The organism is Streptomyces sp. NPDC055140, assembly GCF_053607285.1.
On the sequence record NZ_JBSGTG010000009.1, the window covers coordinates 100,334 to 125,704 of the forward strand.

Genomic DNA, 25,371 nt, shown 5'->3' on the forward strand with positions numbered 1-25,371 from the left:
GTGCCGTTTGCCTGAGTTCGCGTACTACCGGCCATCCCCGATCGGGGTGTTGCCTGGAGCGGCGTGCGTGGCGCGGCAGACGGTGAAAGTACGATCGCCCAATGTCTGATACGACCGAAACCACGCCCGGCTGGCTCACCTCCGACGATCTTGAGCTGGCGCGCGCACGCATGCCGATCCTGTACGTCGAAGCCGTACCGGTGCGAGTCGACAACAATGGTGAAGTCACCCACATCGGACTGCTGTTGCGCATCGGGCGGGACGGGACGGTCAGCCGTTCCTTCGTCTCCGGCCGGGTGCTGCACCACGAACGCGTCCGCGACGCGCTGCTGCGTCATCTGGAGAAGGACCTCGGCCCGGTCGCCCTGCCCCGCGTACCGGCGTCCCTGCAGCCTTTCACTGTCGCCGAGTACTTCCCGACGCTCGGCGTCACACCGTTCCACGACCCGCGCCAGCATGCCGTGTCCCTCGCGTACATCGTCCCCGTGACGGGTGACTGCCGGCCCCGGCAGGACGCGCTCGACCTGGTCTGGTTCACCCCGGAGGAAGCCTCGTCACAGGTGGTTCAGAACGAAATGCCGGGCGGGCACGGCGTCCTCCTGAAGCAGGCCCTCGCGTACGTGGGGGCCCTTTCCTGAGCATGGAACGGGTGGGCGGCCGGTGAACGCCGTGACGCCCTGCCGGCAACTACCTCAGAGGTAATCGACCCCTCGAATGCCCGCGGGCTACGTTCAGGTCCTCGTCTCCGCACCGCGAGGACCTGAACGAGGGAGCCCGACCGTGCCCGCCTATGGCTTCGCGCATCTCCGCAGCCGCCGGCATCACGCCGACATCATCGAGTACCTGGAACGCATCCAGGCCACGCTCGACCCCTTCGAGGGCCGCTTCGTCATCCACGGCCCGCCCGCCGAAGTGGTCGAGGGGAGCTGGCCCGGCAGCATGGTGCTGATCGAGTTCCCCGGCCTCGTCGAGGCACGTGCCTGGTACAACTCGCCCGCGTACCAGGACATTCTGCGGCTGCGGACCGACCACATCGAGGGGGATCTGCTGCTGATCGAGGGCGTCGGACCGGACTACGACCCGACCGAGCGGGCCGCGAAACTGCGCGCGGAGGCGGGGCGGTCGGGCGAGTAGCCGAGGCCGGAACGCGCCCGCCCCTCAGGACGCTGTCGAGGTCGGGGAGGCGTCCGTGCGGGACTTCGAGCGGGCGCCGTCGCACACGAGGTTGACGATGATCGCGACCGGAGTCGTGGGGGACGCCGCGGTGGTGGGCGGGAGGGTGGCTGCCGCCGTCCAGTTGCCCTTGCGCAGGGTGAGAGACGCGCTGCCCATGTCCGGGCCGCTCTTCCAGCCGTGGTCGGAACGGGCACGGGCGAAGCCGGCCTTCAGGGCCGCGCCGGCCTTCGCCGACTCACCCCGGCCCGACAGCCGCTCGGTGCACTCGATCACGATCTGATCCTGCGGCGCCCGATCGAGCGTGACGCCCTCCGCAGCCAGCGCGGACGTCAGCTCGCGCACCGCGGTGTCCGCCGACAGGCGCGGTTCCGCGGATCGTGCGGGAAGCGGGCCCTTGTCGTCGATGAGGCGGGTGCAGCCCGTCGCGGCCGCTGTCGCGGTCACCGCCATGACCAGTGCCACGATGTGCGTCGTCACCTGACGGCGTCGCATGATCCCGTCCATCCCCTCGAAGCCCTCAACGGCAGACCAGTCTCCCATCCGCGCGCTGCGGGGCTGCCGGGGCCCGGTCCTGCGGGCCGGTGAGCGTGTGTCCCAGGGGAATAGGGGCATCGGATCGGGACTTGGTTCTGTATATGACCGACACTTCGTTCAACCCGCGCACGCTCCTCGCCCAGAGCCGACTCGGTGTTCTCGCCACGATCAAGTCGGACGGCCTGCCGCAGCTTTCCCCCGTCATGCCCTTCTACGACGAAGAGGCCGGCCTTCTTCACGTCTCGATGACCGAGGGGCGGGCGAAGACGGCGAATCTGCGCCGCGACCCGCGCGCCGCACTGGAGGTCACCAGCGCCGACGGCTGGTCATGGGCCACGGCCGAGGGCCCGGTGACGCTCGTCGGACCGGGAACCGACCCGAACGGCCCCGAGGTCGAGGCCCTCGTCAACTATTACCGCGCCGCGTCCGGCGAGCATCCCGACTGGGACGAGTACCGGTCGGTGATGGTGTCGGACCGCAGGGTGCTCATGACGATGACGGTCAAGCGTGTGTACGGGTCCCAGGCGGGCTGACACGTTCGGCGGGTCACGCCTCGTGAGCGAACTCGTCACTGTCGCTGCCCTCTGTGAATCCCCCGCCGGCGCTTCGCCCCCGATTACGCACAGTGTTACAAAGGGGATATGACGCAGTCCCTCGGGCGGCCTGCCGCCCGACAGGAGGGCGCAGTTTCCGGGGAGCCACGGCTTTCCTGGGGACAGAGCCTCCGCTCCCTCGTCAGCGTGCACAGCGTCGCAGGCCAGGTGTTTCTGCTGCAGCTGACACTGACCGTGCTGCTCGTCGTCGCGGCCGGCACGGCACTCGTGCTCCAGGCCAGGGACTCCGCCATGAAGGAGGCCAGTCAGCGCTCGGTCGCGACCGCCGAGGCGTTCGCACACTCCCCGGGGACGCTGGCCGCCATGAAGTCCGCGGACCCCGGCGCCGTGCTCCGGCCCAGCTCGGAGGCGACCCGCAAGGCAACCGGTGTCGCCTACGTCGTGACGTTCAGCCCGACGGGCATCCGCTGGTCCCACCCCGACCCGCATCTGATCGGCAAGCACGTGATCGGCTCGTTCGCGACCGCGCTCGCCGGGCATACGGTGACCAGCACCTTCAAGACATCCGTCGGCCCCGCGGTGAACACGACCGTCCCGGTCATCGACACCGACGGTTCCGTCGTCGGCCTCGTGGGCGTCGGGATCACCGTGGAGAACGTGAACGCCGGGGTGTCGGACAGACTGCCCCTGCTCGTGGGGTCTGCCGTGGGCGCGCTACTCGTCGTGACGGCCGGTTCGGTCCTCGTGAGCAAGAGGGTGCGGCGCCAGACCCACGGCCTGGACCCAGCCGAGCTCTCGCGCATGTACGAGCACCATGACGCGGTCCTGCACGCCGTGAAGGAAGGCGTGCTCATCACCAGCGGGGACGGCCGCCTGCTGCTCGCCAACGACGAGGCGAAACGGCTCCTCGGACTGCCCCTGGGCGCGGAAGGGCGAGCCGTCGCGGAGCTCGGCCTCCCCCCGCACATGGCCGAACTCCTCGTCACCGAGCGTGTCGTGACCGACGAGGTGCACCGCGCGGGCGACCGCCTGCTCGCGGTGAACGTGCGGTCGACCGCCCTGTACGGCGGGCCCGCCGGCAACGCGGTGACACTGCGGGACTCCACCGAGCTGAGGGCCCTCGCGGGCAAGGCACAGGCGGCCAGGGAACGCCTGCAACTCCTGTACGACGCGGGCGTGCGCATCGGTACGACCCTGGACGTCGTACGCACCGCGGAGGAACTGGCCCAGGTCGCCGTCCCCCGCTTCGCCGACGTCGCCACCGTCGAACTCCTGGACGGCGTCATGGGGGGCGGCGAGCCCAGCGGAGACACCGCCGAAATGCGCCGCACGGCGGTCACGGGCATCGCGCGCGAGGACGTGTTCTACCCGGTGGGCGAACTGATCCGGTTCGTCCCCTCGACGCTGATGGCGAGGTCCATGAGCACCGGCCACGCGGTACTCGCAAACGATCTGGGCGCGGCAGGCGCCTGGCGCAAGCAGCACCCCGAGCGGGCCCGGCGGATTCTGGAATACGGCATCCGTTCACAGATCAGCGTGCCCCTGAGCGCACGTGGCGTCGTGCTCGGCCTCGCCAACTTCTGGCGCATGGAGAGCAGCGCGTTCTTCGAGTCGGAGGACCTGTCGACCGCCGAGGAGCTGGCGGCCCGCGCCGCAGTGGCGATCGACAACGCCCGCCGCTTCACCCGCGAACACGCCATGGCCGTGACCCTGCAGCGCAGCCTGCTGCCCGGCGCGCTCCCCGAGCAGTCCGCGCTCGAGGTCGCGCACCAGTACCTGCCGGCCGAGGCGGGGGTCGGCGGTGACTGGTTCGACCTCATCCCGCTGCCCGGCGCCCGCGTCGCCCTGGTCGTCGGCGACGTCGTCGGGCACGGCGTACGTGCGGCCGCCACGATGGGGCAGCTGCGCACCGCCGTCCACAACTTCTCGTCCCTGGACCTGACCCCCGACGAACTCCTGAGCCACCTCGACGATCAGGTCGCCCGCATCGACGCCGACGTGGCACGCGAGGGCGAGGGCGAGGACGAGGGCGCGATCGTCGGGGCGACCTGCCTGTACGCGATCTACGACGCGGTCACCGGACACGTGACGATGGCCTCGTCCGGCCACCCAGGACCGGCCGTGGTCCTCCCCGACGGCACCGTCACCCTCCTCGACGTCCCCGTGTCCCCGCCCCTCGGGCTCGGCGGCAGCCTCCCGATGGAGACCCTCGAACTGCTCCTGCCCGAAGGGTCCCAACTCGTGCTCTACACGGACGGTTTGATCGAGGACCGCCACCGCGACTTCGACACGGGCATCGAGATGCTGCGCGCCGCCCTCTCCCACGGCGCGGACCGCACACCGCAGGAGAACTGCGCGGAGGTCCTCGACGCAGTGATGCCGGAACGGCCCGACGACGACGTCGCCCTGATCGTGGCGCGCACCCGGCTCCTCGACCCCGGCCGAGTCGCCGAATGGGATGTGCCCTCCGACCCGGCGGCCGTCGCGCCCGTACGCTCCGCGTGCCTGCGCCAGCTCGAAACGTGGGGCCTGGACGGGATCGCGTTCACCACGGAGCTCGTCCTCAGCGAGCTCATCACCAACGCCATCCGCTACGGCATCCAGCCCGTCAAGGTCCGCCTGTTGTACGACCGCAACCTCATCTGCGAGGTCTCCGACGGCAGCAGCACTGCTCCCCATCTGCGCCGGGCCGCCACCACCGACGAGGGCGGACGAGGGCTGTTCCTCGTCGCCCACTACGCCGAACGCTGGGGAACGCGCTATTCGCCGCGCGGCAAGGTGATCTGGGCCGAACTGTCCCCGCACGCCGGGGAGCCGGAACCCGCACCCGACCTCGGCGACGACTTCCTGGATCAGTGGGTCGAACCGGAGATCTGAGGGGGCGCCGCGCCCTGGTAGCGCTTGATCAGTCGGTGTCCGTGGCGGCGAGGACGGCGAGCCGGCGACGGTCGGGCGAGAGCGCGGCGATGCCGTAGTCGGTGCAGGCGTCGTTGTGGAACCACTCCGCGTCGGCCTCGAAGTGGAACCACGTGCTCTGGCTCACGTGGCGCTCGACGTCCTCGGCGCTCGCACCCTCGGCGGTCCCGCTGAGGCCCGCCAGCGAACGCCAGGCCCAGAGCCGTCCGTAGGCACCGTGTACGCCCTCGCTGTACATGCCCCCCATCGACGCCGTGGCGAAGAGCAGCCGCCAGATCTCGTCCACCGGGCGGGCCGCGATCTCGAAGCGGGCCGTGGGGCCGAGCCCGTCGACGCAGGGCATGGGAAGGGTCGGGAGGAGAGCCGGCACCTGCTCCGGCGCGATGGCCTGTTCGAGGCGGAAGACCCACGCCCCGTGGTCACCCCACTCCCCGGCCTCCGGGGCGGCGACGATGCTCGTGTGCACGGCCGTGGTGGCGACGTCCTGAAGGGCGGAACGCCGGGACGTGCGTGGTGTGGGCGGATCCATCCGGCCCTCGGTGGGCAGTCCCGACCCGCCACCTCTTGCGGAGCCGCGCAGTGAGCGGCTGGGGAAGTCGACGGCGGTCTCCATGTCGCGGAGCCGGTCCGGCAGCCATGCGAGGGCGGACCAGCCCGGCCGGACGATCGTCCAGGTGCGCAGCGGCCGGAAGTCGTCGATGTCCACGCCGCGAAGTATCAACTCCTGGAAGAGACAGCCCCGCAGCTCGTCGAGGCGGTCCGTGTGGGGACGGTCGAACACGACGGCCGCCAGGTCGGCGGGCTCCTGGTGCTCGGCGAGGAGCGATGCGACGAAGCGCGGATGGAGGCCGGCCGACGCCTGCTTCTCGTCGAGGAGCCGGAGCAACTGCGTGAGGCTGTCACGTCCGCGGGTGAGAGCAAGTACGCGTACGACATGGGCCAGGTGGCGTCCGTACTCCCGCGCCTGCTCGGCGGCGGCCTCGCGTCGGTCGGCGAGCCGCGCCCCCAACTCCCGCAGATATGAAGTGTCACCGCGCGTCGCGCGTTCCTCGACCTGATCCCAGTCGAGCGGGACGAGGTCATCCATTGCGTCTTCCACGGTCGGTCACCCTACGGGGCGGGGTTCGCGTCGGGTCACGACGACCTGGACGTCGTCCTCGTAGATGACGTGGCCCGGGTCGGTGGACCGGACCATGCGGCATTCGACTCCGTGTGCGGCGAGGATTTCCAGGTAGCCGTCGACGCGCTCCATGAGGTGCGTTGCCGACGGTTTGAACCAGGCGGTGGCGGTGGGGTTGACCGCCGGGTCGTAGACCGTCGGGTCCACGTTCGAGGGGTCGGGGTACGCGAGGTCGTACCAGGCGTTGTTCTCGCGCCGGAAGAGTTCCTGCTCCTCGCTGAGCCTGCCCGCGCGGCCGAGGCGGTTGACCAGACCGAACACGCCCGTGAAGTGTCCCCGCTCGTTCGGTGTGACCGCCTGGAAACGTACGTACTCGGTGGGGCCGCCGCTGCCTTGAGTAGTCATCGGGCGATCTTCGCATGCAGGAGCAGGCGGCTTCCGTGCGGTGGCTGGGCAGTGCATTCACTCGGTTTCCGGTCCTGCCGGCCGCCGTGGTCGTCGACTCCCTGTCCCGCAGGAGCCAGAAGGCCGCGGGCCGCGCCTGACGGACCGTCCACCGGCTATGTCGGCCCGGCGGACAGGAACACGGGGGTCACGGACACGGGGAAGCGGACCAGCGACCCGTCACGCGTCACCGGCACGGCGACCCCGAACGCGTCCACGGCGTGAGCCTCCGCATGCGGCCAGGGACGTTCGATCCGCGTGGGCGGCTCGTCCTCGCCGGTGAACACGTCCCCTGCCGTCCACATGACCTCCAGGGGGCCGCGCCCGCTCCGCGACACCTCGAAGACGTACAGGTCCGGACGTTCCCCGGCCGCGAGGCGGCGCACGCGGTCGGCGCCGTCCAGGTGTCCGGCCAGGCGGGCGAACGCGTCGGCCGAAGGGTGGCGTACGGCCGGCGCCGGTCCGTCGTAGTCGAGCAGGGCGAGCTTGCCGAACAGGAATCCCATCATGTTCAGCCGGTCGCGGTAGCCGGGGATCTCGGGCGCGAGGTTCCAGCACACGGTGCGGGTCACGCCGGCGGCCAGGGCGAGAACGTTGCGGGTCACGATCTGGCGGCAGTTGATCCGGTCCCTGCGCGCGGCGAGTTCCGAAGGGCAGTCCTCGAGGAACATCCGCAGCGAGTCGGGGAGTTCGGCCTCCCGGGCGTACAGCGCCCGCATGGTGCTGCGGTCCGGCGGCTCCGCCTGTGCACCGGTGGCGGGGGACGTGAACGCCGCCATCATCTCCTGCTGGAAGACGGCCTGGGCCTCGGGGAACTCGAACAGGGTCGGCCCGTTGTACTCGCCGGCCACCACAGGCCGTTCGTAGCCGTGCCGGCGCATCATCGCGCGCACGGTCTCCACGTGTTCCGGGATGTCGTGCGGGTCGCCGTACAGGTGCACGGAGAAGAGGTCGAACGCGTCGCGGCCGTGCTCCACCACGTGGTCGAAGAAGGCGCGCTCCTCGCTTCCGGGTGGGCTCGACAGCACGTCGTAGCCGCAGCCGCCGAGGACGATCCGCGCGCCGGGGTCGGCGTCACGCACCGCGCGCGTGAAGGCCGTCAGCTGCTCGACGTACTCGGGCGCGGTGCCGTCCCAGAGGAGGCCCGTATTGCTCGGCTCGTTGTTGCACTGCCAGTAGTCGACACGGCCCCTGCAGCGGGTCACCAGGTGGCTCACGAAGCGCGCGTACTGCGCGGTGTCATGTGCCGGGGACGACGGCAGGAACGCCGAAGGGTTCCGCGTGGCCCAAGGCGAGCTCGAACAGACCGTGACCCACGCCTCGTCGGCCGGGTCCAACTGGTCGAGCACCGCGTCCACCACGGTCCAGTCGTAGCGACCGGGTTCCGGCTCGACCTGTCCCCAGTAGACGTAGACACGCACCAGCGAACCGCCCAGTGCCCGGATCTGCGGGACGAAGGGATCCGGCTTGCCGAACATGCCGTAGCTGATCCCCCGGACGATGCCGAGCCGGATCCCGGCGGGTGCGGCGGTTGGGTTCATGACGCTCTCCTCACGCTTACGTTTATGTCATAAACTCTAGCTGATGACATAAACTGCAACCATGAAGGACGAGCGGACAGCGGCCGGAGACTTCGGTACGCCCTTGATCTGGACCCGTGCGGAGCCGCCGAAGCGCCGGCAGAGCCCGCTGGAGCGGGACGACATCGTGCGGGCCGCGACGGCCGTCGCCGACGAGGGCGGAGCGGAGGCTCTGACCATGGCCGCGGTCGCCCGACGCCTCGGGCCGTACACACCGATGGCGCTGTACCGCCACGTGATGAGCAAGGACGGACTCGTCGACCTGATGCTCGACGCCGCCACCGCGGAGGTTCCCGTGCCCGCGGAGCCGGGCCCCGACTGGCGCGCCGACCTGCGGGGGATCGCTGTGGAGAGCTGGGCCATGGCGAAGAGACACCTGTGGTTCGCGCAGCTCGTCCCGACCCGCCCCCCACTGGGTCCCCATATGCTGCGCCGCACCGAGTTCCAGCTGCGGGTGCTCGTCGGGCGTGGCGCCGCACTGGGTGAGGCCGTCGCGTACGCCGCCCTGCTCGACCGGCATGTCTTCGGCGGCGCACAACAGGAGGCCGAGGAACACGCCATGCGCCGCCGGCTGGGAATCGACACCCCGGAGCGGCTGGCCGCGGCGGTCAGCGCGGTCAGGGGGGTGGCGGAGCAGGGCGGGCACGAACTGCTGGCGCGATGGATGGACGAACCATCCGGGCCCGATATGGACGAGCAGTTCGCCCTCAGCCTGACGTTCCTGCTCAACGGCATCGAGGCGCGTCTGCCGAACCCGGAGGAGTGTTAGGGGCCGGCGGGGGCGGGGGCGGGGGCGGGGGCGCGGGTGAAAACCGGTGGACGGGGGGGGTGCGGCGGCGAACGGCTGTGATGGCTCGGAAAGCGTCTCTAGAACTCTGTGTGTGCCTGTGGTTTCCAGGCTTTTCGGGCGCGGCGTGGCCGTGTGCGGTTGCCGTCCGGTGGTCCGATCCTCGGGGTGAGGGGGTGGACTTGGGTGGCGTGCAGGTGGTGGAAGCCGGTCCGCTCGGCGGCGCGGGTGCGTCGTCGACAGGTTCTGCGTGAGAGCCGCGCCCGGCCGGCCGGAAGATGGTCTTCCGGCTGGTGGGGTGCGGGTACTCCATGACCTGGCACCGGCTGGAGTGCTGCGGGTGCCTGGGTGTCATGCCCCGCCGGACGCTGGACCACCCCGGTGGGGGTGGGTGGTGGCGGGGACCGTACGCACTTCGGGCATACGGCGGGAAGTCTTGTGGCCCGGGACCTGTTCGGCGGTGTGCCGGGGGTCTCGGCCACCAGGGCTGGTGGGCCTGCTGGGGGTGGGGCGCCCCTTGCCCGGAGTGGTCTTGGTCTTCGGCCTGTCCGGGCGGGGCGTGGCCTGTTCGGCCTGGCGTTGGCGGCGCAGGCGGCGGGTGGTCTTCTTCGGGCGGCGGACCTGGGTCACGGCGGCGTCCACGGTGGTGCGGATGGTGCGGGTGTGGGTGGCGTGGTCGGTGGTGGTGTGGGCTTGGGCGAGCAGGCCGCGGGAGACGATCCGGCGGGCGGCGGCATGGTCGCGGTCCATGGACAGCCCGCACCCGGTGCAGTGCGCCCACTTCCAGCCGCGTTCGGCCAACCGGTCGGGAGCCGGGTGGTGGGTCAGGGTGTTCAGGCAGCCGGGGCACAGCCTGGAGGTGCCGCGGGCCGGGACGGTGACCACCGCGATGCCCACCCGCGCACCCAGATGCCGCATCGCCTCGGCCACGGTGCCGCGCACCTGTCCGGACAGACGGGCATTGCCCTTGCGGTGACCGCGCGCCTCCAGGGTGGTGAGGTCTTCGAGGTAGATGACACTCGCACCGAGTGCTACCGCCTGGTCGACGGCCCAGCGGGCCGCCGCCCAGGCCAGCGCGTTGTTCAGGTGCCGGATCCGGGCACACGCCCGCCCGTGCTCGACCTCCAGCACCCGGGCCCGGTCGAGATGCTCACCCCAGGCCAGGTGCGGGGAACCCAGCCCGTCCGCGAGAGCCCGGTGGTGATCGCGTTTGGCCGCGAGGTGCTCTCGCACGTCCCGCAGCCGGTGCAGGGCGGCACTGACCGTGGTGGCGTCGAAGACCAGCGGACGCCCGTCGGTGACCACCCGCTTGGTCCGGCCCTGGCCCGTGAGGCGGCCGAGGACGCCGGTGAGCAGGGTGTTGACGCCCCAGTCGAAGCCGAGTGCCACGGTATGCCCGCTCGCCGCGGCGGCCGGGGCGGGCCGGGAGTGCGGCAGATCCACCGCGATCCTTCCGGCCCCGGTGGGGCGCAGGGTGGGGGTGTGCAGCACCGCGTCCGTGGTGACGGTGCCGGGCAGCCGGATATCGATCACGTGCCAGGCCCAGTCGCGGCCCGTGGCGGGGACAACGTTCAGGGGGAGTTTGACCCGCAGCCGGGCGGTGGTCTCATCCACCCTCTGAAGGGTGACCTGCTGGCGGTCCATGGCGGCCAGCAGCACCAACTCGCCGACCTGCGGCGGTCCCTCCAGGACGCACAATCCGGCGGGAAGCTTCCCGTGCCCGGCCACGTAGGCGCGGATCTGGCGGCTGCGGTTGCGGATCTCCGCATCGCTCACCCCGGCGGGCAGCAGCTTCCGCAACGCCGCCCACTCCGCCTCACTGCGCCGACGCGGATCGGCGGGCCAGCTGGCCAGGACCGCGGACACGATGGCGCGCCGGTGCAGGGCCAGCCGCAGAGTCCTGGCCGCGTACTCCTCGGCACCCCGCCGTACCCGGTCCGACACATACACCCCCGCCCAAGGCGTGACCTCCCGCGGCCAGTTGAGACGGCGCATCGCCATCCACCCCTTGGACGGCAGGCCCTCGCCCCGCTCATCCACCCCGCCGGCCAGCACGTCCAGCGAGTCCTCGTCCCACCGGGAAGCCACCAGAGCACCGGTCAGTTCCTGGCTCAACTCCGCCAAAAACCCGACCCGTTCGAACAGCAGGCCCTGCCCGACCCTCTCACCGCTGCTCTCGAGGACACCACGGAAGGCGGTACACGAAGCCGTCGCCATCAACCTAGCCACGACGTTCACCCGCAACTTCGGCTTCGGCTTCGGCTTCGGCTTCGGGGGCAGGGTGCTCCACTCGGCCCTCGGCCTCGGCCAGAAGCCGCCGACGCGACGCGCGTGAGCGCATCCCGTACATACGACCGGCGAAGGTGGCTACCAACGACATGAAGTCGTCCAGCAGCTCCTCCATCCCCTCAGCCGCACCCTTGGCATGCAACACCTCGACGGTGACGTGGTGATGGGCCAGAACCTGTGTCAACCAGCCCGTACCGAAACGGGCCAGCCGGTCGCCGTGCGTGACCCGCACATGGGTGAACTCACCCGCCGCGGCCCGCTTCAACAGCCGGTCAAGCCCCGGCCGCGACTCCCGCAGTCCCGAGGCCCGGTCTTTGAAGACCGCGACCACCACCCCTGAAGCCGAGACCCGCAGCTCGGCCTCCTGCGCGGCCAGCGAGGACTCCTGCCCGCTGGTGCCCGAGACCCGCACGTAAAGCGCCTCGCGCCGCCCAGGCGCATCCGGGGCGCCAGTCAGGGAATCCAACGCCGCACTGGAGAACCGCCGTTCACGACCCACCCACACCACCGGAACCTTGCCCTCGTTCGCCCACAACCGCAGCGTGCCCGGATGTACACCCACCCTCCGCGCAGCCACCGCCAACCGAAGAAGTTCCATGGCGAGAAACCTACGACCCCGCTCCCACCCACCTCCCCAAAACGGTACGAACATCACACCATCGCGGGAAGCGGAGCGGAATGACCTACAGATCCATACGCACTTTGGTAAGTAGCATCCATGAAGCTCCCTAAGCGAAACCCCCAACAGTTGAAGACCCTGCCGCTGAGGCGGGCCGGTGCGAGGAGCTGCGCTTGGTGACGGCGGACTCCGCGGATGCCCGCCCCGCGATCTGCGAGGCTCTGGTCCGGCGTCCGGTCGACAGGTAGGGGACACGTGCTGATTGAATCGGCGGGATCGGGTGAGGGGGAGCCGATGACGGCGAGTGTCGCCGATGAGCAGGAGCGGCTGCTGCGTGGGCCGAGGGGCGACCTCGAGCGGGCTCGGCGGGATCCGGAGACGTGGCATGCCCTGGCCTTCGCCGCGGACCGCACCCGCGACGGTCGCGTGATCGACCGTAACTACGCCGCCCGCTCCGGAGTGCTGTGGGCGCTCCAATACGACCACCGGCCCCAGGACCTGCCGCTCCTGCGCTTCCTCCTCCAGCAGCAGATCACCTTCTACCAGGAAGCCGTCCCCTGGGGTCTGGCGCCCGACCTGCTGCTCGCGGGGTTTCTGGTCGCCGAACAGCGGCAGGTGGAGGATCTGTGGCTGCACTGGACCGCCAAGAACATCAGCTTCGACACGGGCCTCGGCTACCGCATCCACCACCTGCTGACCGGTGGTGTCGCGGCGGCCGTCGAGGCGGTACGGGTCGGTGAACACCCCGATCGTGACCGCATCCTCGGCGATATCGCGCCGGACTCGGAATCGGGTCCAACCCGCTACACCGACAAGGCAGTTGACGAGTGGCTCGACGAGCAACGCGCCCGGTTCCCGGCCACCCCGGCCGACGAGAGCCTCAAGGGCTGGGCCCACCATGCCGCGCGCCTCGGGGAGCGCGAGGCGTCACGCCTCTTCATGACGGAGTGGGCCGCGGACGAGCCACGTACCGGGGACGTGCTGAACACCCTGCAGTTCCACCTCGCCCAACTCGGCTGTCTCGCCGAAGCAGTTGAGGTGCAGCGCGAGGCCGTCGGGATCAGTGACGCGTCATGGCCGGGGGAGAGGGCCGGCGAGCTGCTCACCCTTGCCCGGCTGCAACGGCGGGCCGACGACGCCCCGGGCGCATGGGGCACGCTCGAAGAGGCCGCCGGCCACCTTCCGCCCGACAAGCAGGGGATGCGGCAGGGGCTGTGGCGGCTCTTCGTCAAGGAGTGCTTCCTCCTTGTTCCGCTCGCGCCCGATGACGGCACAGCTCGACGGTGGCTCGCGGTCGGCGAACAGCACTTGGAGGGGATTCCGCGGCTGTGGATGGACGGAGTCCTCGACGCGGCGCGGGCGGCCGCCGAACAGGCCGGCGATCCGCAGGACCTCCACCGCTACCGCGTGCTGGGGCAGGCTGCGGATGCGGAGTACGAGAGGGAGACGGGCCGGCCCGCGCGGCGGACGTAACCCCTGGACCCCCTGGCCCAACACCCCCGGACCTGCGCTAAAAAGACGACAACGACTCATCAAGATTCCAGGGGCGAACGTGGCGGACCAGGGCATACCCGACGCATCTCTGGACGGTTACGTCCGCATCCTCGCCGCGGCCGCCGCCACCGGACGGCGTCCGACGCGCGACGAACTCGATTCCCGCCGCGCCGTCGGCGAGCGCGCCGCCGAGACGGGCCACGGTCTGCGCGCCCTGGTCGGCGCACACCTGGACGCGACGCGCTCGCACTGGCCGGCCACTGCAGTGTCGCCCGACAGCGTGCTCGCCGCCGTCGCGCAGGCTGTCGACGCGTTCGCCGAGGGGTACGAAAGGGCGCAGCGTCTCGCCGTACGCCAGGAGGAGGCCGCACGCCGGGAATTCATCGACGACCTGCTGTACGGGCGCAGTGACCTAGGCCTGCTCGCCCAGCGCGCCGAACACTTCGGGTTGCGCCTGTCGTTCGAGCACGCGGTCGCCGTCGCGCAGGGAACCGTCGCGTACGACGAAGGAGACGCGGTTCTCCGAGAGGTGGAGCGCGCGCTCATCGGCCGCTTCGGGGACCGCAGCATTCTGCTGACCACCAAGGACGGCCGTCTCGTCTGTGTCGCCCCGGGCGACCAGGACGAGGTCCTCGCGTTCTTCGCCAAGCAGGCCTACGCCGCCACCGACGGGTGCCAGGTGGCGATCGGGCGCCCGCAGCCGGGCGCCGGTGGCGTCGTCCAGTCGTACGAGGAGGCGCTCAACGCCCTGAACCTCGCCGAACGTCTGGAACTCGACGCGTCCGTCCTGCGGGCCGCCGACCTCCTCGTCTACCCGGTCCTGACCCGCGACCGCCAGGCGATGGCCGACCTCGTGCACAGCGTGCTGGGCCCGATGCGTGACGCCCGCGGGGGAGCGCAGCCCCTCCTCGACACACTCACCGCCTACTTCGACGCGGGCTGCGTCGGCGCCGAGGCGGCGCGCCGGCTGTCGCTGAGCGTGCGCGCCCTCACGTACCGGCTGGAACGTATCCACCACCTGACCGGCGCCGACCCGTCCGACCCGGTCCACCGCTACACGCTGCAGACCGCGGTGATCGGAGCGCGCCTCCTCGACTGGCCCTCCGTCGCCCTCTGAACCGGCCTTCGCGGGTTACGCGTCGACGGACGCCCGCAGCCGCGCCCTCGCCCGCGACAGGCGCGAGCGGACTGTGCCCGGTGCCACGCCCAGAATCTCGGCGGCGGCTTCGGAGTTGAGCTCCGACCAGCCGCACAGCAGGACGACATCGCGCTCGGCACGGTTCAGCCCGTCCAGCGCCGTGCGGGCGGCGGCGACCTGCTCGGCGTCCGCGATGCGGTCGACCACCTGGTCCGCGAAGTCCGGCAGGTGCTCGCAGGCGGGCATCCTGGCCAGGGCCGCACGGTGACGGCGGGCCGAGCGGGACTGGTTGCGCAGGACGTTGAGGCCGACGCCCAGGACGAAGGGCCGCAGCGGGGCGTCCTCGCGGCGCACCGTCTGCCGGATCCGCCATATCTCCAGGAAGGTGAGCGAGACGACGTCCTCGGCCTGCGCCCAGTCGCCCGTCGCCCGCAGGGCCATGCGGTGCACCTCGGGAGAGGTGTCGTCGAAGAGCTCCGCGAAAGCGTCGGCGTCGCCCGCCCTGATCCGGGCGCGCAGTGAGTCCTCCATGACCGCATGTCTCCGTTTCGCGGCAGCTGTTGCGTGAGCCACGCCATGGTGCCGGGCGCCGGCGCAACACCGAACCACGCGGAGGCGCCCTGATCGTGAACACCTGGTTGAGCGCTCAATAACGCTCGAAAAGAAGGGTGCGTGGCCGCAACACGAGGGGCCGACCGGACAGTCCCAGACGTGACCAGGACTCCATACGCCGGAAACCGCGCAAGAACGTACACCGGACAGACAGCGACCGATCCCGCCGCGCAGTCGACGGGGACGGTGGAGCAGAAGCCCGCGCCCGGTTCCGGGCGCACCTCACCCCCGCCCGGCGCGACATCCTCCGGCCCTGCGCAGCGCCCGGACATCCAAGGGCTCCGGGCCCTCGCCGTCACCCTGGTGGTCCTGGGCCACGCCGGGGTCACACGCTTCAGCGGCGGCTACGTCGGGGTCGACGTCTTCTTCGTGATCTCGGGCTTCCTCATCACGTCCTCGCTCCTGCGCGAACTGTCCTCCTCCGACCGCATATCGATCCGTGCGTTCTACGCCCGCAGGGCGCTGCGCCTGCTCCCCGCCTCGGCCCTCGTGGTCCTGGTGACCCTCGCCGGATCGTGGCTGTTCCTGTCGAAGATCCGCTTCGCCGAGTACATGAGCGACGCGTTCGCCAGCGCCCTGTACGCCGTCAACTTCCGCCTCGCGGCCACAGGCACCGACTACCTCGCGGAAGGCAGCCCTCCGTCCCCGTTCCAGCACTTCTGGTCGCTGGCCGTCGAGGAGCAGTTCTACCTGCTGTGGCCGCTGCTCCTGCTCCTGGGCCGGCGGCTGTCCCGGCGGCGCCGCGCACTCCTGGCGATACCCCTGGTGGCGCTGTGCGCGGTGTCGTTCGGGCTGAGCGTCTACGGGACAGGGCGGTCCGCGCCTTGGGCGTACTTCGGGTCGCACACCCGCGCCTGGGAGCTGGGCGCCGGAGCGCTGGTCGCGCTCGCCCTGCTCCGGCCTCCGCGCCTGCCGGCCGGCGTGGCCGTGGCGATGACGTGGGCCGGTCTCGCCTGCGTGATCGCCGCCGCGCTGCGCTTCGACGCCGACACGCCCTTCCCGGGAACGGCCGCGGCGGTACCGGTCATCGGCGCCGCCCTCGTCATCGTCGGAGGCACCTCGCCCGCGTGGCCGGGAGCGCGCCGGATGCTCACCGCACGGCCGGTGACCTGGCTCGGCGGCGTGTCGTACAGCTGGTACCTGTGGCACTGGCCGTTCCTGGTCATCGGGCCGAAGGCGCTGGACAGGCCCGCCGGCACACACCTGGAGCTCGCCCTCGGTGTGGCGGCGCTGCTCCCGGCCTGGCTGACCCTGCGCCTGGTCGAGAACCCGGTGCGCTTCCACCGGGCCCTGCGCGGCCGCCCTGGCCGAGGGCTGCGGCTCGGCCTCGCCCTGAGCGCCGTCACCGCCTCCACCGCGCTGGTCGCGGCCGCCTTCCCGCCGTCGATCAGCTCCGGTGAGCCCGCCCCCGTACTCAAGGACGCGCTCACCTCCGCCCCCGACCCCGGCGCGCGCCTCACGCAGGCCCTCGACACGACCGGTATCCGCCTGCCGGACAACCTCACGCCACCACTGACGGGGATCACGGACGTTCGGTCGGCCGTGTACCGGGACGGGTGCCACCAGAACTACGCCGGCACGAGTACACCCACGTGCGTGTACGGAGACCGGTCCTCGAAACACGTCGTCGTACTCTTCGGCGACTCCCATGCGGCCCAGTGGTTCCCGGCGCTCAACGTCCTTGCCGTACAGCGTCATTGGAAGCTGATATCGATGACCAAGGCATCCTGCAAGGCGGCGACGGTCACCACGCTCAACGCCCACCGTCCCTACGCGACATGTGACCGCTGGCGCGCCGACGCGCTCGCGCGGATCGAGAAGCTCCGTCCCTCCCTCGTGCTCGTGTCCTCCTCCGACGCGGGCACCCCGGCGACGACGATGCGCGACCCGCTCGCGGGATGGACCGACGGCTACGTCCGGACGTTCCGCCGGCTCGCGCGGTCCGACGCCCGGGTCGTCGCGCTCCTCGACACGCCATGGCCTCGCGAGGACGTGCTCGACTGCGCTGCCATCCACCCCCTCCACCTGCGGGACTGCTCGGTCCGCGTGCCCGTGGCACTGCACGACGTGACCCGCAGGAACGCCACCAAGGCAGCGGCACGTTCGACCGGCGTCGCCGTGATCGACCCGCAGCCCTGGCTGTGCAGCACGCACGGCGACTGTCCCGTCGCGGTGTACGACACCTTCGTCTACCGGGACGAAAGCCATATGGCAGAGGGCTACGCCGAAGCCCTGGCACCCGTCCTGGGAAGGGCGTTGGGGGTCAGGAGCGGGAACTGAGCACCTGTCCGCCCAGGACCGTGACATCGAGGCGGGCCAGGGCTGCCATGTCGGTGAACGGGTCGCCGTCGACCACGACGAGGTCGGCGTCGTAGCCGGTCCGGACGCGTCCTTTGCGGTCACCCAGACCGCAAGCCCTCGCGGCCACCGACGTCGCGGAGGCGAGGGCGTCGGCCGCGGCCATGCCGCCCGACACCAGGTCCATGACGGCCCGGGGCAGGCCGCCGTGCGGTGTGCCCGGGCCGATGCCTCCGTCCGTCCCGGAGACGATCGTGACGCCCGCCAGATGCGCGCGGACGACCCGCCGGCGCAACGCGTCATAGCCAAGGCCCGCCTCGCGTACGCGCTCCATGAGCTGCGGCGGAGGCACGGCATCCGGCGCACGGCCGAGCGTCGGGCACACCACGATGCCCTGGGCGGCCAGGGCCGCGATGGCCTCCTCGGGCACGTGCACGCTGTCGGCGGTGAGGAACGTGCAGTGCTCGATCCCGTCGACGCCGGCGGCGATCGCGTCCCGGATCGACACCAGTGCGTGCGCGTGAGCGGTTACGGGCAGTCCCACTGCATGCGCCTGCCTGACGACGAGCGCGAGCTCCTCGGCCGTGAACCGGCCCCGGTCGACAGGGGATCCCGGAGTCGGCTTGCCGCCCCCGGCGATGATCTTCACGACGTCGGCGCCGCGCTCGGCCCGCTCCCGGACGGCGGCGCGCAGTTCGTCACTTCCGTACGCCTCACCGCCCAGGTGCCGGCAGTGCCCGCCCCGGCTCGTGACGGGCGGCCCCGACGCCACCACGGTGGGCAGGCCGGTACGGGGACGACGCGCGCGCCAGTCCACGACCGACCACGCCATGTCCCCGAGGTCGCGCACCGTCGTGACACCGGCCGCCAACTGGGTCCGCAGGGACCGCTCGATCGTGCTGAACAGGTCGTCCTGGGACAGCTCGCCGAGCCGCTCCGACGCCCACGGTTCGCCGTCGCCGACGAGATGGACGTGCGCGTCGACAAGGCCGGGGAGGAGCGTGCCCGACGGCCGGTCGAGGACCTCGACGCCCGTCGGGATCCCGAACCCGGCCGCCTCGACCCCGGCGATCCGCCCACCGTCCACGAAGACGACCCCGGCGCCCTCGACGACAGCGCGGCCGTCGAAGACCCGTGCGATGCGAAGAGCCAGCATGGCGGTCCTCCGGCGCGGGCGTGTGAGCGGCGCGTGGGGTACGCCTACGCGCCGGCCACCCAGTAGTTGTGCACCTCGGAGGACTGCGGCATCGAGCCGCCGGTGATCCCGACCTCCGCCGCGAGCGGCATGACGATGCCCGAGAACTTCTGCATGGCCTCTTCGGACTCCCACAGGTCGAAGATCTGCACACCGGAGTTCGTGGGGACGGCGACGTGGGACAGACACCCCTCGAACGGATTGCCCGGAGCCGCCCGGAGCTTGGCGTTGAGGGCGTCGTACTGGTCGGTCGTCACGCCCGTCGGTTCGGCCTGCATGAACACTGCCATGGGGGATCCTCCATCGGATGGATCAGGTCCCCCGCCGCCGTGCCGGCGGCCTGTTCCGAGGCCAGCTCACCACGCCCGACCTCCGGCGGCACGCCGCCCGATGCCATACGAGGCATGCCCCGTCGCCCGTGAGGTGAGCTGACCGGGGACCTAGTGCGGCGACGTGACCGGGAACTCCGTACCGCAGGGGCCGCCCCCCTCCGCCTCGGCCAGGAAGACCTCCCGGCCCTCCAGCGTGAACGTGCGGTAGTGGCGGGCGATGCGGAGGGCCGAACGCGGGGCGTAGTGGCACACGAAGCTGCGGCGGAACCGGTCCGTGGTCGTGTTCGGCTCGGAGCCGTGGACCAGGCTGCCGTTGAAGAAGAGGACGTCGCCCGGCTCCATGTCGACGGGCACGCGGGCCAGGCCGGCCGGCGGCGGCACGTACTCCCTCGTGAAATACGTGTCAGGGTCGGCCTCCTCGGGACAGAAGAGGTCCATGAGATGGGTGCCCGGGACGACTTCGAGTCCTCCGTTGTCGCGGTCCACGTGGTCGAGCGCCACCCATGCCGCGACACAGGTGCCCGGCTCGACCCGCAGATAGAAGTTGTCCTGGTGCAACGCCTGCCCCCGCGCGCCGGGCGGCTTGAAGTACAGCATGCTCTGTGCTGCTATCGGCTCCTCGTCGATCAGCTCGGCGACGGTCGCGGTGATCCTCGGGTCGAGCAGGTAACGCATGGCGGTGTCGTCGATCAGGTGCGGGTGCATGATGCGCGGGTACTCGCGCAGCGGATCGTGCGGGCCGTCGGGATCCTGCGCCGACGGCTGGAAGTGCCCTGATACCGCGCCTCGTTGGGGATATTCCATGAAACCGGCGGTGAGCGCGGCCACCTCTTCGCGTGACAGGAGCTGGCGGGCGATCGCGTAGCCCGAGGTCCGGAAGGCCGGGATGTCGACTGTGTTCATGCGACGACCGTAGAACCGTCCTGATGTGCCAGGCTATGCGCGTGTCCGCCACAGACCTTCGTGAAACTGCTGCGCCGCCCCCGGGTGTCCTGATCGTAGGCCGCCACGACGGGCGGCCCGACTACGCGGTCCGCAGGACGGCCGGCGCCCCGAGCTGGCTCCTGCTGTGGACGGAGTCCGGTGCCGGTCACGTCCGCCAGGGCGGCGCCGAAACGACTGCGGGCCCCGGGAGCCTGGTGCTGCTCGCGCCGGGCGTACATCACACCTACCGGACAGCGCCGGACGTCGAGCAGTGGGGGCTGTGGTGGGCCCACTTCCTGCTGCACCCCGGCTGGGAGCAGCGCCTGCGCCCGTACGACCTCGGTAGCGGCTGCCACGTGATGCCCGACGTCCATCCCGGAGCGCGTACGGGCGTCGCCGCGGCGCTGCGGCAGGCGCACGCCGACAGCCGCTGGACCGGCACGGGCGCCCCGCCCCGCCCGGTGAGCGCCACGCGCCGTAACGCCCCGGCCTCGGTGGCGACGGGACCTGATGCCGCCGCGCTGGCCCTGGGCTCCGTCGAACGCGCCCTGCTGCTCGCCACTTCCCCGTCCGGCGGCACCGGCCCGGGCGACGCGCGCGTGCGCCGCGCCCAGGCCCTGATCGACGCCGACCCGGCAGCAGCGCACACCGTCGACTCCCTTGCCGCGGCGGTGGCCCTGTCACCCTCGCGGTTCGCCCACCTCTTCGCGGAAGAGACCGGCTCCACGCCGATGCGGGCCCTGCGGGAGGCGCGGCTGCGCCATGCGGCGTGCCTGCTGACGAGTACCGAACTCACCGTGGCCCAGGTGGCCGCGGCCTCGGGCTTCGCGGGGCCCTTCCACTTCAGCCACGCCTTCCGCGGCAGGTACGGAACCCCGCCGAGGGCGTACCGGTCCGCCGCCAGGTGAGTGAGGGCGGGCCCACGGCACGGACTCGGTGTCACGCTTTGGCGGACAACATGACTCGGCGGGCCACACTGCCTGCCCGGCGATGGCAGAGTCCTGCCCATGCTGACCTTGACGACGCCGCGGCGCAGACGCCGTGCCACGCTGGTAGTCCTGCTGAGTGCCGGCGCCGTCGCGCTGACCGGCTGCGGCGAGGAGCGCGCCACGGACACGGCGGCCGGACTGCCGACCTCACCCGCACCCTCGAGCCCGCCCCCGTCGTCTTCTCCCACCATGACGTCTCCCCCCACTTCCCCGTACGTGGAGCCCGGAGTCGTCGACGGTGCCCCGCACATCGGCGACAACCACGCCTACCGCCGCACCGGCGGCATGTCGCCCGCCGGTGAGAAGGCCGCGCGGCGGGAAGCCGCCCGCATCGAGCCCGTGCTCAAGCGGCTCTGGGGGCAGAAGGAGTGGGACCCCGAGAGCGTTCGCGCGGCGCTCCTCAAGCTCGGTTACGCGGGGGAGGGGAGCGGCGATACGGGCGAGCGGGCCGGCGGGACGCTCGGCGTACGGGGGATGGACTCGCGCTACGAGACCGACCACTACGTCACGCCCGAGGGCACACAGGTCGGCCTCCGCGTCCGTGCCGACGCGTGCGTCACCGCGTTCGTGCAGGAGACGAACTACGGGGTCAAGGTCAATGGCCCGTACATGGAGACCGGCTGCTTCGAGCCGCCCTACGGCCACTGAGCGCGGGACTGCTCTCCGGCGAGTGTCTGGGTGCCGATGACGCCGAGTAGCGCGAGGCGCTCGGCGTCCTGGGTGCCGGGCTCTGCCGTGTAGATGATGATGCGCAGGCCGGTGCCCGCGACGCTGAGGATGTCGCAGTCCAGCGTCAGGGCGCCCACCTCGGGATGATCGATGGTCTTGCGCGACGCCTCCGCCTGGCCGACGGCTCCGGAATCCCACAGCTCGGCGAAGCGCTCACTGCTCGCACGCAGCTCCGCGATCAGTCGCCGCAGCCGCTGGTCCTGCGGATAGCGGCTCGCCGCCGCACGCAGGTCGGAGACCTGCGCGGTCTCGAGCGCGCGCAGGGACTCCGGCGTGTGACGGACGCGGCCGGCCGGGCCGAGGAAGTTGCGCCACACCGCGTTGCGCTCGTCGCCGTGCCGCTCACCCATCAACGCCGTGTACAGGGGATTGGCCAGCAGCAGCGTCCATGTGGCGTCGGAGACCGCGACGGGCGTCCCGGTCAGCCGGTCCAGCATCCGCTGGACGCTCGGCGTGATGAAGGCGGGCACCGTGCCCTGCCCCGGCGGTACGAGCCCGGCCAGGTGGAACAGGTGCTCGCGCTCGCTCGCGGACACGCGCAGTGCCCGGCCCAGTGCCTCGACGACCTGTTCCGAAGGGTTGGTCGCGCGGCCCTGTTCGAGGCGGGTGACGTAGTCGACGGAGATACCGGCCAGCATGGCGAGCTCCTCGCGCCGCAGCCCGGGCGCGCGCCGGCCACCGCCGACGGGCAGCCCGGCCGACTCCGGCGAGACCCGGTCGCGCCAGCGCCGCACCGTGTGCCCGAACTCCGTGGTCGCCATGACTCCACTGTGCACCGCCCGGCGCGGATCCACCTGGTACTGGGAGTCCCACCCGGTGAGCGCGAACCCGCGTAGGTCAGGCGACGACCACAACCTGTTGAGGCCTTCGAAGGTCTACTCCGGTCAAGGCGGCCGAGCCGCGCTCCATGAACTCGCCCGCGCCGAACGCCTGTGAAGGGTGCCTGGCCCGTGTTCGTCTTTCTGGCACTGCCCGCTCTGCTCGCGATCCCCGTCTGGGTCGTCGCGGTGGTCGTCAAGTTCATCTCCGTCGCCCTTCCCGGCCGTCGGGCGGACTGGTCACGAGATCTGCTGCGGTGGTGTGCTGCGATGGCTGCGGCAGCGGCAGCCGGCCTGTACGTGCTCGGGCTCGGCGCGGTGCAGCTGTCCGCGCACGAGTCGGAGAGCGGGGCCTCCTCGTCTCCGGCGCCCGCGTGCCGCGACGCCGACGTCGACGACAGCACCGTCCAGCACCTGGTCGGGCACCGGACTTCCTACGTGCCGCTGCGCTTCGACTGCGTGCTGGACGACGGAACCACGTACCCCAGCAGCAGCGGCTACGCGTGGCTGAACGGCCTCACCGCCGCGTTCGGTGCAACCGCCGGCGTGCTGGTCGTGACGGTCGGAACGTCTTTTGTGACGCGGCGTGTTGCTCTGCGGGCAGCAGCGCCAGCGGCTCCCCTTGCGGCAGGAAGCGGCCTCCGTAGCGACTTGGATCAAATCTGCCGCCGGCCACCACCTTAGTGTTAACTCCGCTTCTTTCGGGGCGAGTTGCTACGTTCCGTACGCGAGGGTCGTGGCCTCGAAGAAGCGGCACGTTCATTCTCGTCGGGTGTCACGTCCGAGTTGCCGGGTCGGCACGGGAAATGACTAGCGGCCCCCGACACGTGTCGGGGGCCCCTGTCGTCTGCGCTCGATCTACCAGAGGATTGGCAGGCGCTCGGGGATGCGCTTCATGAAGCCTGTGCGCCACACGAGTTGCTCGATCGGGACGGCGAGATCGAGGTTCGGCATCCGGTCGAGGAGGGTCTCGATCGCGATCTGTGCGTGTCGCTTCCCGAGGGCGGTAGCGGGGCAGTAGTGGCCGCCGCCACCGAAGCTCAGGTGTGCGTTCGGGTTCGGCCGGTCCAGGCGCACGGTGTGGGGGTCGTCGAACTCGGCGGGGTCGTGGTTGGCGGCCTCGACGAGCACCAGGACGAGTTCGCCCTTCTGTACGGTGACGTCTCCGAGCTGCATCGTCTCCGTGGCGATGCGCGGGAGGCCATCGGCAATGGACAGGTTGATGCGCAGCAGCTCATCCACGGCGGCCGGGATCAGCTCGGGCTCGGCGACGAGCCGGGCCTTGAGGTCGGGGTTCTGGATCAGGGAGACGATCGCCATGGTGAGGAAGCCCATGACGCTGATGACGCCGGCGCCGAACATGGTGACGCCGACGGTGGCGAGCATCTCGTCTGTGAGGTGGTTATACGCGGGATCCTCGCGCAGGGCGGCGAGTTCGCCCATGAGGCCGCCGGTTTCGGGGTCGTTGAGGCGCATCACCATGTGGGCCATGTCGCGGTCCCAGTTCATGGCCGCCGCGGGGATCTCGCGGGGACTGTTCATGAACGCGACGTCGAGGGAGCCGTACAGCGCCGCGGAGTCGGCCTGTGGGATACCGAGGATGTAGCAGTGCAGGCCGGTCGAGTACGGGATGGTGAAGTCGTACCGCAGATCGGACGGTGCCCCGGCGGACACGAGCCGGTCGACGAGGTGCGCGGCGTGCTCGCGAAGCCAGTCCTCCAACCCCGGGGCTTTGGGGTTGAGGGCCTTCAACACTGCTTTGCGCAGTCCCGCGCCGGTGATGTTGCCCATGTTGTTGACGACCTCCGGGGGGATCGTCAGCGCGTACTGACGTGGCATCCCGGGCGCGGACGTGTCCTTGAGCGAATACCGGGCGTCGTCGAGGACTTGTCTGCACAGCGGATAGGAGGAGACGAGCCATGCCTCTGCGCCGGCGATTGTGCGGACTCTCTTGACCGGCTCACTGGTGATCAGGTGTGCGATCTCGTTGGGGAGCCGTGTGCCGTTGGCGTCGAACGGGAACCGGGGCAGCGGATCGGCGTCGTGGTTGACGGGGCAGCCGGTGATCGTGGCGGTGGTCATGCGGCGTGCTCCTGGTCGTCAGCGGTGGCGGGGGTGATCACGGCGTGTCCCTGGTTGCGGGAGGCGCGCAGACCGGATCCGCGGGCGTACAGCAGGTCGGCCAGCGGGAGGGCCTGGTGGTAGAGGTTCAGGCTGGAGGGGACGCCCAGGATGGCCGGGGTGTCGAGGAAGAGAGGTACTTCGGCGCACACGTAGCGGATGCATGCCTGGCGTTGTCGTTGGGTGGCGCCGAGGCCGCCGACCTTCGTTTCGAGGAACCGGGCGGCGAGTTGGTCACACACGTCGCGGAACTCTTTGTCGTCCTTGAGCATGACGTCCAGCTCATCGCGGATCTTGCGGTAGGCGGGGATCTGTACGAGGTCCGACATGGGGCGTCCGCGCAGTCGCTGACCCGATGGGTCCAGTGATCCGACGGCGGCTGTCACCTTGGCGCGTACGCCGCGCAGGTTCTTGACGGTCTTGCGCTGCGCTTCGACGGAGCCGTAGCCGAGGGCTTCGAACTGTTCGGCGACGTGCATGTCGGTCCAGATCAGATCGACTTGACGGAAGTTGTCCAGGCCCCATGCGGCCAGATCGAGGACCTTTTGATGGGAGAAGTATCCGTTGCCCGAGGAGATGCCGATGACGGCGTGTTCGCCTTCGTCGTGGATGACGCGGCAGTGGGGTGTGTAGGGCTGTACGGCGAAGGTTTCGGTGCGAAGTGCAGTCGTCAACTTCTTTGACGTCCCTCGGAGTTGCTAG

Annotated in this window: 26 protein-coding genes; 13 read left to right on the top strand and 13 right to left on the bottom strand. The window is 70.8% G+C overall.

Annotation, left to right across the window (positions count from 1 at the left end; all coding sequences use genetic code 11):
• The first annotated feature begins 101 nt into the window (after positions 1–101).
• Positions 102–638 (top strand): NUDIX hydrolase family protein, encoded by a 537-nt coding sequence (locus ACWFR4_RS19125; protein ID WP_116505047.1) that lies wholly within the window; start codon positions 102–104, stop codon positions 636–638.
• Between the two features lie 142 nt (positions 639–780).
• Entirely contained in the window at positions 781–1,134 is a 354-nt protein-coding gene (locus tag ACWFR4_RS19130; protein ID WP_453468850.1) for a DUF1330 domain-containing protein, read from the top strand.
• A 24-nt stretch (positions 1,135–1,158) separates the two neighbouring features.
• Here the strand turns inward: ACWFR4_RS19130 and ACWFR4_RS19135 are convergent, their stop codons facing one another.
• Positions 1,159–1,668: a hypothetical protein gene (locus ACWFR4_RS19135; protein WP_453653465.1), complete on the bottom strand. Its 510-nt coding sequence runs from the start codon at positions 1,666–1,668 to the stop codon at positions 1,159–1,161.
• 143 nt (positions 1,669–1,811) lie between these two features.
• Here ACWFR4_RS19135 and ACWFR4_RS19140 point away from each other — a divergent pair, with 143 nt between their 5' ends.
• Positions 1,812–2,243, top strand: coding sequence for a PPOX class F420-dependent oxidoreductase (locus ACWFR4_RS19140; RefSeq protein WP_453468848.1), 432 nt, complete (start codon positions 1,812–1,814; stop codon positions 2,241–2,243).
• Positions 2,244–2,351: 108 nt separating this feature from the next.
• The gene (locus ACWFR4_RS19145) at positions 2,352–5,141 is read left to right on the top strand and encodes a SpoIIE family protein phosphatase (RefSeq protein ID WP_453653467.1); all 2,790 of its coding nucleotides are present in this window, start codon (positions 2,352–2,354) and stop codon (positions 5,139–5,141) included.
• 28 nt (positions 5,142–5,169) lie between these two features.
• Here the strand turns inward: ACWFR4_RS19145 and ACWFR4_RS19150 are convergent, their stop codons facing one another.
• The gene (locus ACWFR4_RS19150) at positions 5,170–6,267 is read right to left on the bottom strand and encodes a DUF6183 family protein (RefSeq protein WP_453469058.1); all 1,098 of its coding nucleotides are present in this window, start codon (positions 6,265–6,267) and stop codon (positions 5,170–5,172) included.
• Positions 6,268–6,285: 18 nt separating this feature from the next.
• Complete coding sequence (locus ACWFR4_RS19155) at positions 6,286–6,705, bottom strand: hypothetical protein (protein ID WP_453469057.1); 420 nt, start codon at positions 6,703–6,705, stop codon at positions 6,286–6,288.
• A 14-nt stretch (positions 6,706–6,719) separates the two neighbouring features.
• Here ACWFR4_RS19155 and ACWFR4_RS19160 point away from each other — a divergent pair, with 14 nt between their 5' ends.
• On the top strand, positions 6,720–6,845 hold the full coding sequence (locus ACWFR4_RS19160; RefSeq protein WP_453469056.1) for a hypothetical protein: 126 nt from the start codon (positions 6,720–6,722) through the stop codon (positions 6,843–6,845).
• A gap of 15 nt (positions 6,846–6,860) precedes the next feature.
• On the opposite strand, the gene ACWFR4_RS19165 is transcribed toward ACWFR4_RS19160, so the two are convergent.
• Positions 6,861–8,285 (bottom strand): hypothetical protein, encoded by a 1,425-nt coding sequence (locus tag ACWFR4_RS19165; protein ID WP_453469054.1) that lies wholly within the window; start codon positions 8,283–8,285, stop codon positions 6,861–6,863.
• Between the two features lie 61 nt (positions 8,286–8,346).
• Between ACWFR4_RS19165 and ACWFR4_RS19170 the strand changes: the two genes are divergently transcribed.
• Complete coding sequence (locus tag ACWFR4_RS19170) at positions 8,347–9,093, top strand: TetR/AcrR family transcriptional regulator (protein WP_453469053.1); 747 nt, start codon at positions 8,347–8,349, stop codon at positions 9,091–9,093.
• Between the two features lie 369 nt (positions 9,094–9,462).
• Here ACWFR4_RS19170 and ACWFR4_RS19175 read toward each other — a convergent pair whose 3' ends face one another.
• Both ACWFR4_RS19175 and ACWFR4_RS19180 read right to left on the bottom strand, forming a co-directional pair.
• A complete protein-coding gene (locus ACWFR4_RS19175; protein WP_453653469.1) occupies positions 9,463–11,328 on the bottom strand; it encodes a zinc ribbon domain-containing protein in 1,866 nt (621 codons plus the stop codon).
• Positions 11,329–11,332: 4 nt separating this feature from the next.
• Positions 11,333–11,998, bottom strand: coding sequence for an IS607 family transposase (locus ACWFR4_RS19180; RefSeq protein ID WP_453653471.1), 666 nt, complete (start codon positions 11,996–11,998; stop codon positions 11,333–11,335).
• A gap of 315 nt (positions 11,999–12,313) precedes the next feature.
• Between ACWFR4_RS19180 and ACWFR4_RS19185 the strand changes: the two genes are divergently transcribed.
• Complete coding sequence (locus tag ACWFR4_RS19185) at positions 12,314–13,492, top strand: hypothetical protein (protein ID WP_453653473.1); 1,179 nt, start codon at positions 12,314–12,316, stop codon at positions 13,490–13,492.
• A 79-nt stretch (positions 13,493–13,571) separates the two neighbouring features.
• Positions 13,572–14,630 (top strand): PucR family transcriptional regulator, encoded by a 1,059-nt coding sequence (locus ACWFR4_RS19190; protein WP_453653475.1) that lies wholly within the window; start codon positions 13,572–13,574, stop codon positions 14,628–14,630.
• 15 nt (positions 14,631–14,645) lie between these two features.
• Here ACWFR4_RS19190 and ACWFR4_RS19195 read toward each other — a convergent pair whose 3' ends face one another.
• Positions 14,646–15,182 carry an RNA polymerase sigma factor gene (locus tag ACWFR4_RS19195; RefSeq protein WP_453469682.1) on the bottom strand — a complete coding sequence of 179 codons (537 nt, stop codon included), beginning with the start codon at positions 15,180–15,182 and terminating at the stop codon, positions 14,646–14,648.
• 180 nt (positions 15,183–15,362) lie between these two features.
• Here ACWFR4_RS19195 and ACWFR4_RS19200 point away from each other — a divergent pair, with 180 nt between their 5' ends.
• Positions 15,363–17,543: an acyltransferase family protein gene (locus tag ACWFR4_RS19200; protein ID WP_453653477.1), complete on the top strand. Its 2,181-nt coding sequence runs from the start codon at positions 15,363–15,365 to the stop codon at positions 17,541–17,543.
• On the opposite strand, the gene ACWFR4_RS19205 is transcribed toward ACWFR4_RS19200, so the two are convergent.
• The 3 genes from ACWFR4_RS19205 to ACWFR4_RS19215 form a co-directional block, all read right to left on the bottom strand.
• A complete protein-coding gene (locus ACWFR4_RS19205; protein WP_453653479.1) occupies positions 17,527–18,717 on the bottom strand; it encodes an amidohydrolase family protein in 1,191 nt (396 codons plus the stop codon). The genes ACWFR4_RS19200 and ACWFR4_RS19205 overlap by 17 nt on opposite strands.
• A gap of 44 nt (positions 18,718–18,761) precedes the next feature.
• Positions 18,762–19,046, bottom strand: coding sequence for a hypothetical protein (locus ACWFR4_RS19210; protein WP_453469791.1), 285 nt, complete (start codon positions 19,044–19,046; stop codon positions 18,762–18,764).
• Positions 19,047–19,196: 150 nt separating this feature from the next.
• Positions 19,197–19,991: a phytanoyl-CoA dioxygenase family protein gene (locus ACWFR4_RS19215; RefSeq protein ID WP_453653481.1), complete on the bottom strand. Its 795-nt coding sequence runs from the start codon at positions 19,989–19,991 to the stop codon at positions 19,197–19,199.
• Positions 19,992–20,026: 35 nt separating this feature from the next.
• On the opposite strand from ACWFR4_RS19215, the gene ACWFR4_RS19220 reads away from it, so the two are divergent.
• On the top strand, positions 20,027–20,920 hold the full coding sequence (locus ACWFR4_RS19220) for a helix-turn-helix domain-containing protein (protein ID WP_453653483.1): 894 nt from the start codon (positions 20,027–20,029) through the stop codon (positions 20,918–20,920).
• Between the two features lie 99 nt (positions 20,921–21,019).
• Positions 21,020–21,649, top strand: a complete 630-nt coding sequence (locus tag ACWFR4_RS19225) for a hypothetical protein (RefSeq protein ID WP_453653485.1) — start codon at positions 21,020–21,022, stop codon at positions 21,647–21,649.
• Here ACWFR4_RS19225 and ACWFR4_RS19230 read toward each other — a convergent pair.
• Complete coding sequence (locus ACWFR4_RS19230) at positions 21,637–22,491, bottom strand: helix-turn-helix transcriptional regulator (RefSeq protein ID WP_453653487.1); 855 nt, start codon at positions 22,489–22,491, stop codon at positions 21,637–21,639. The two genes, ACWFR4_RS19225 and ACWFR4_RS19230, sit on opposite strands and share 13 nt — an antisense overlap.
• Between ACWFR4_RS19230 and ACWFR4_RS19235 the strand changes: the two genes are divergently transcribed.
• Together ACWFR4_RS19235 and ACWFR4_RS19240 are read left to right on the top strand one after the other, a co-directional pair.
• Complete coding sequence (locus ACWFR4_RS19235) at positions 22,490–22,666, top strand: hypothetical protein (protein ID WP_453469369.1); 177 nt, start codon at positions 22,490–22,492, stop codon at positions 22,664–22,666. The two genes, ACWFR4_RS19230 and ACWFR4_RS19235, sit on opposite strands and share 2 nt — an antisense overlap.
• Before the next feature lie 14 nt (positions 22,667–22,680).
• Complete coding sequence (locus ACWFR4_RS19240) at positions 22,681–23,232, top strand: hypothetical protein (protein ID WP_453469368.1); 552 nt, start codon at positions 22,681–22,683, stop codon at positions 23,230–23,232.
• A 174-nt stretch (positions 23,233–23,406) separates the two neighbouring features.
• On the opposite strand, the gene ACWFR4_RS19245 is transcribed toward ACWFR4_RS19240, so the two are convergent.
• Both ACWFR4_RS19245 and ACWFR4_RS19250 read right to left on the bottom strand, forming a co-directional pair.
• Positions 23,407–24,630, bottom strand: coding sequence for a cytochrome P450 (locus ACWFR4_RS19245; protein ID WP_453653489.1), 1,224 nt, complete (start codon positions 24,628–24,630; stop codon positions 23,407–23,409).
• Complete coding sequence (locus ACWFR4_RS19250) at positions 24,627–25,343, bottom strand: tRNA-dependent cyclodipeptide synthase (RefSeq protein ID WP_453653491.1); 717 nt, start codon at positions 25,341–25,343, stop codon at positions 24,627–24,629. Before ACWFR4_RS19250 ends, ACWFR4_RS19245 begins: the two co-directional genes overlap by 4 nt.
• Positions 25,344–25,371 lie beyond the last annotated feature (28 nt).

What these genes read in the sequence shown, in the direction of transcription:
- ACWFR4_RS19195 (WP_453469682.1), bottom strand. Translation starts at nt 15,182, where the DNA reads ATGGAGGACTCACTGCGCGCCCGGATCAGGGCGGGCGACGCCGACGCT.
- ACWFR4_RS19140 (WP_453468848.1), top strand. Translation starts at nt 1,812, where the DNA reads ATGACCGACACTTCGTTCAACCCGCGCACGCTCCTCGCCCAGAGCCGA.
- ACWFR4_RS19205 (WP_453653479.1), bottom strand. Translation starts at nt 18,717, where the DNA reads ATGCTGGCTCTTCGCATCGCACGGGTCTTCGACGGCCGCGCTGTCGTC.
- ACWFR4_RS19180 (WP_453653471.1), bottom strand. Translation starts at nt 11,998, where the DNA reads ATGGAACTTCTTCGGTTGGCGGTGGCTGCGCGGAGGGTGGGTGTACAT.
- ACWFR4_RS19220 (WP_453653483.1), top strand. Translation starts at nt 20,027, where the DNA reads ATGCGCGTGTCCGCCACAGACCTTCGTGAAACTGCTGCGCCGCCCCCG.
- ACWFR4_RS19230 (WP_453653487.1), bottom strand. Translation starts at nt 22,491, where the DNA reads ATGGCGACCACGGAGTTCGGGCACACGGTGCGGCGCTGGCGCGACCGG.
- ACWFR4_RS19155 (WP_453469057.1), bottom strand. Translation starts at nt 6,705, where the DNA reads ATGACTACTCAAGGCAGCGGCGGCCCCACCGAGTACGTACGTTTCCAG.
- ACWFR4_RS19150 (WP_453469058.1), bottom strand. Translation starts at nt 6,267, where the DNA reads ATGGATGACCTCGTCCCGCTCGACTGGGATCAGGTCGAGGAACGCGCG.
- ACWFR4_RS19165 (WP_453469054.1), bottom strand. Translation starts at nt 8,285, where the DNA reads ATGAACCCAACCGCCGCACCCGCCGGGATCCGGCTCGGCATCGTCCGG.
- ACWFR4_RS19160 (WP_453469056.1), top strand. Translation starts at nt 6,720, where the DNA reads ATGCAGGAGCAGGCGGCTTCCGTGCGGTGGCTGGGCAGTGCATTCACT.
- ACWFR4_RS19170 (WP_453469053.1), top strand. Translation starts at nt 8,347, where the DNA reads ATGAAGGACGAGCGGACAGCGGCCGGAGACTTCGGTACGCCCTTGATC.
- ACWFR4_RS19225 (WP_453653485.1), top strand. Translation starts at nt 21,020, where the DNA reads ATGCTGACCTTGACGACGCCGCGGCGCAGACGCCGTGCCACGCTGGTA.
- ACWFR4_RS19210 (WP_453469791.1), bottom strand. Translation starts at nt 19,046, where the DNA reads ATGGCAGTGTTCATGCAGGCCGAACCGACGGGCGTGACGACCGACCAG.
- ACWFR4_RS19235 (WP_453469369.1), top strand. Translation starts at nt 22,490, where the DNA reads ATGACTCCACTGTGCACCGCCCGGCGCGGATCCACCTGGTACTGGGAG.
- ACWFR4_RS19175 (WP_453653469.1), bottom strand. Translation starts at nt 11,328, where the DNA reads ATGGCGACGGCTTCGTGTACCGCCTTCCGTGGTGTCCTCGAGAGCAGC.
- ACWFR4_RS19245 (WP_453653489.1), bottom strand. Translation starts at nt 24,630, where the DNA reads ATGACCACCGCCACGATCACCGGCTGCCCCGTCAACCACGACGCCGAT.
- ACWFR4_RS19125 (WP_116505047.1), top strand. Translation starts at nt 102, where the DNA reads ATGTCTGATACGACCGAAACCACGCCCGGCTGGCTCACCTCCGACGAT.
- ACWFR4_RS19215 (WP_453653481.1), bottom strand. Translation starts at nt 19,991, where the DNA reads ATGAACACAGTCGACATCCCGGCCTTCCGGACCTCGGGCTACGCGATC.
- ACWFR4_RS19185 (WP_453653473.1), top strand. Translation starts at nt 12,314, where the DNA reads ATGACGGCGAGTGTCGCCGATGAGCAGGAGCGGCTGCTGCGTGGGCCG.
- ACWFR4_RS19135 (WP_453653465.1), bottom strand. Translation starts at nt 1,668, where the DNA reads ATGCGACGCCGTCAGGTGACGACGCACATCGTGGCACTGGTCATGGCG.
- ACWFR4_RS19145 (WP_453653467.1), top strand. Translation starts at nt 2,352, where the DNA reads ATGACGCAGTCCCTCGGGCGGCCTGCCGCCCGACAGGAGGGCGCAGTT.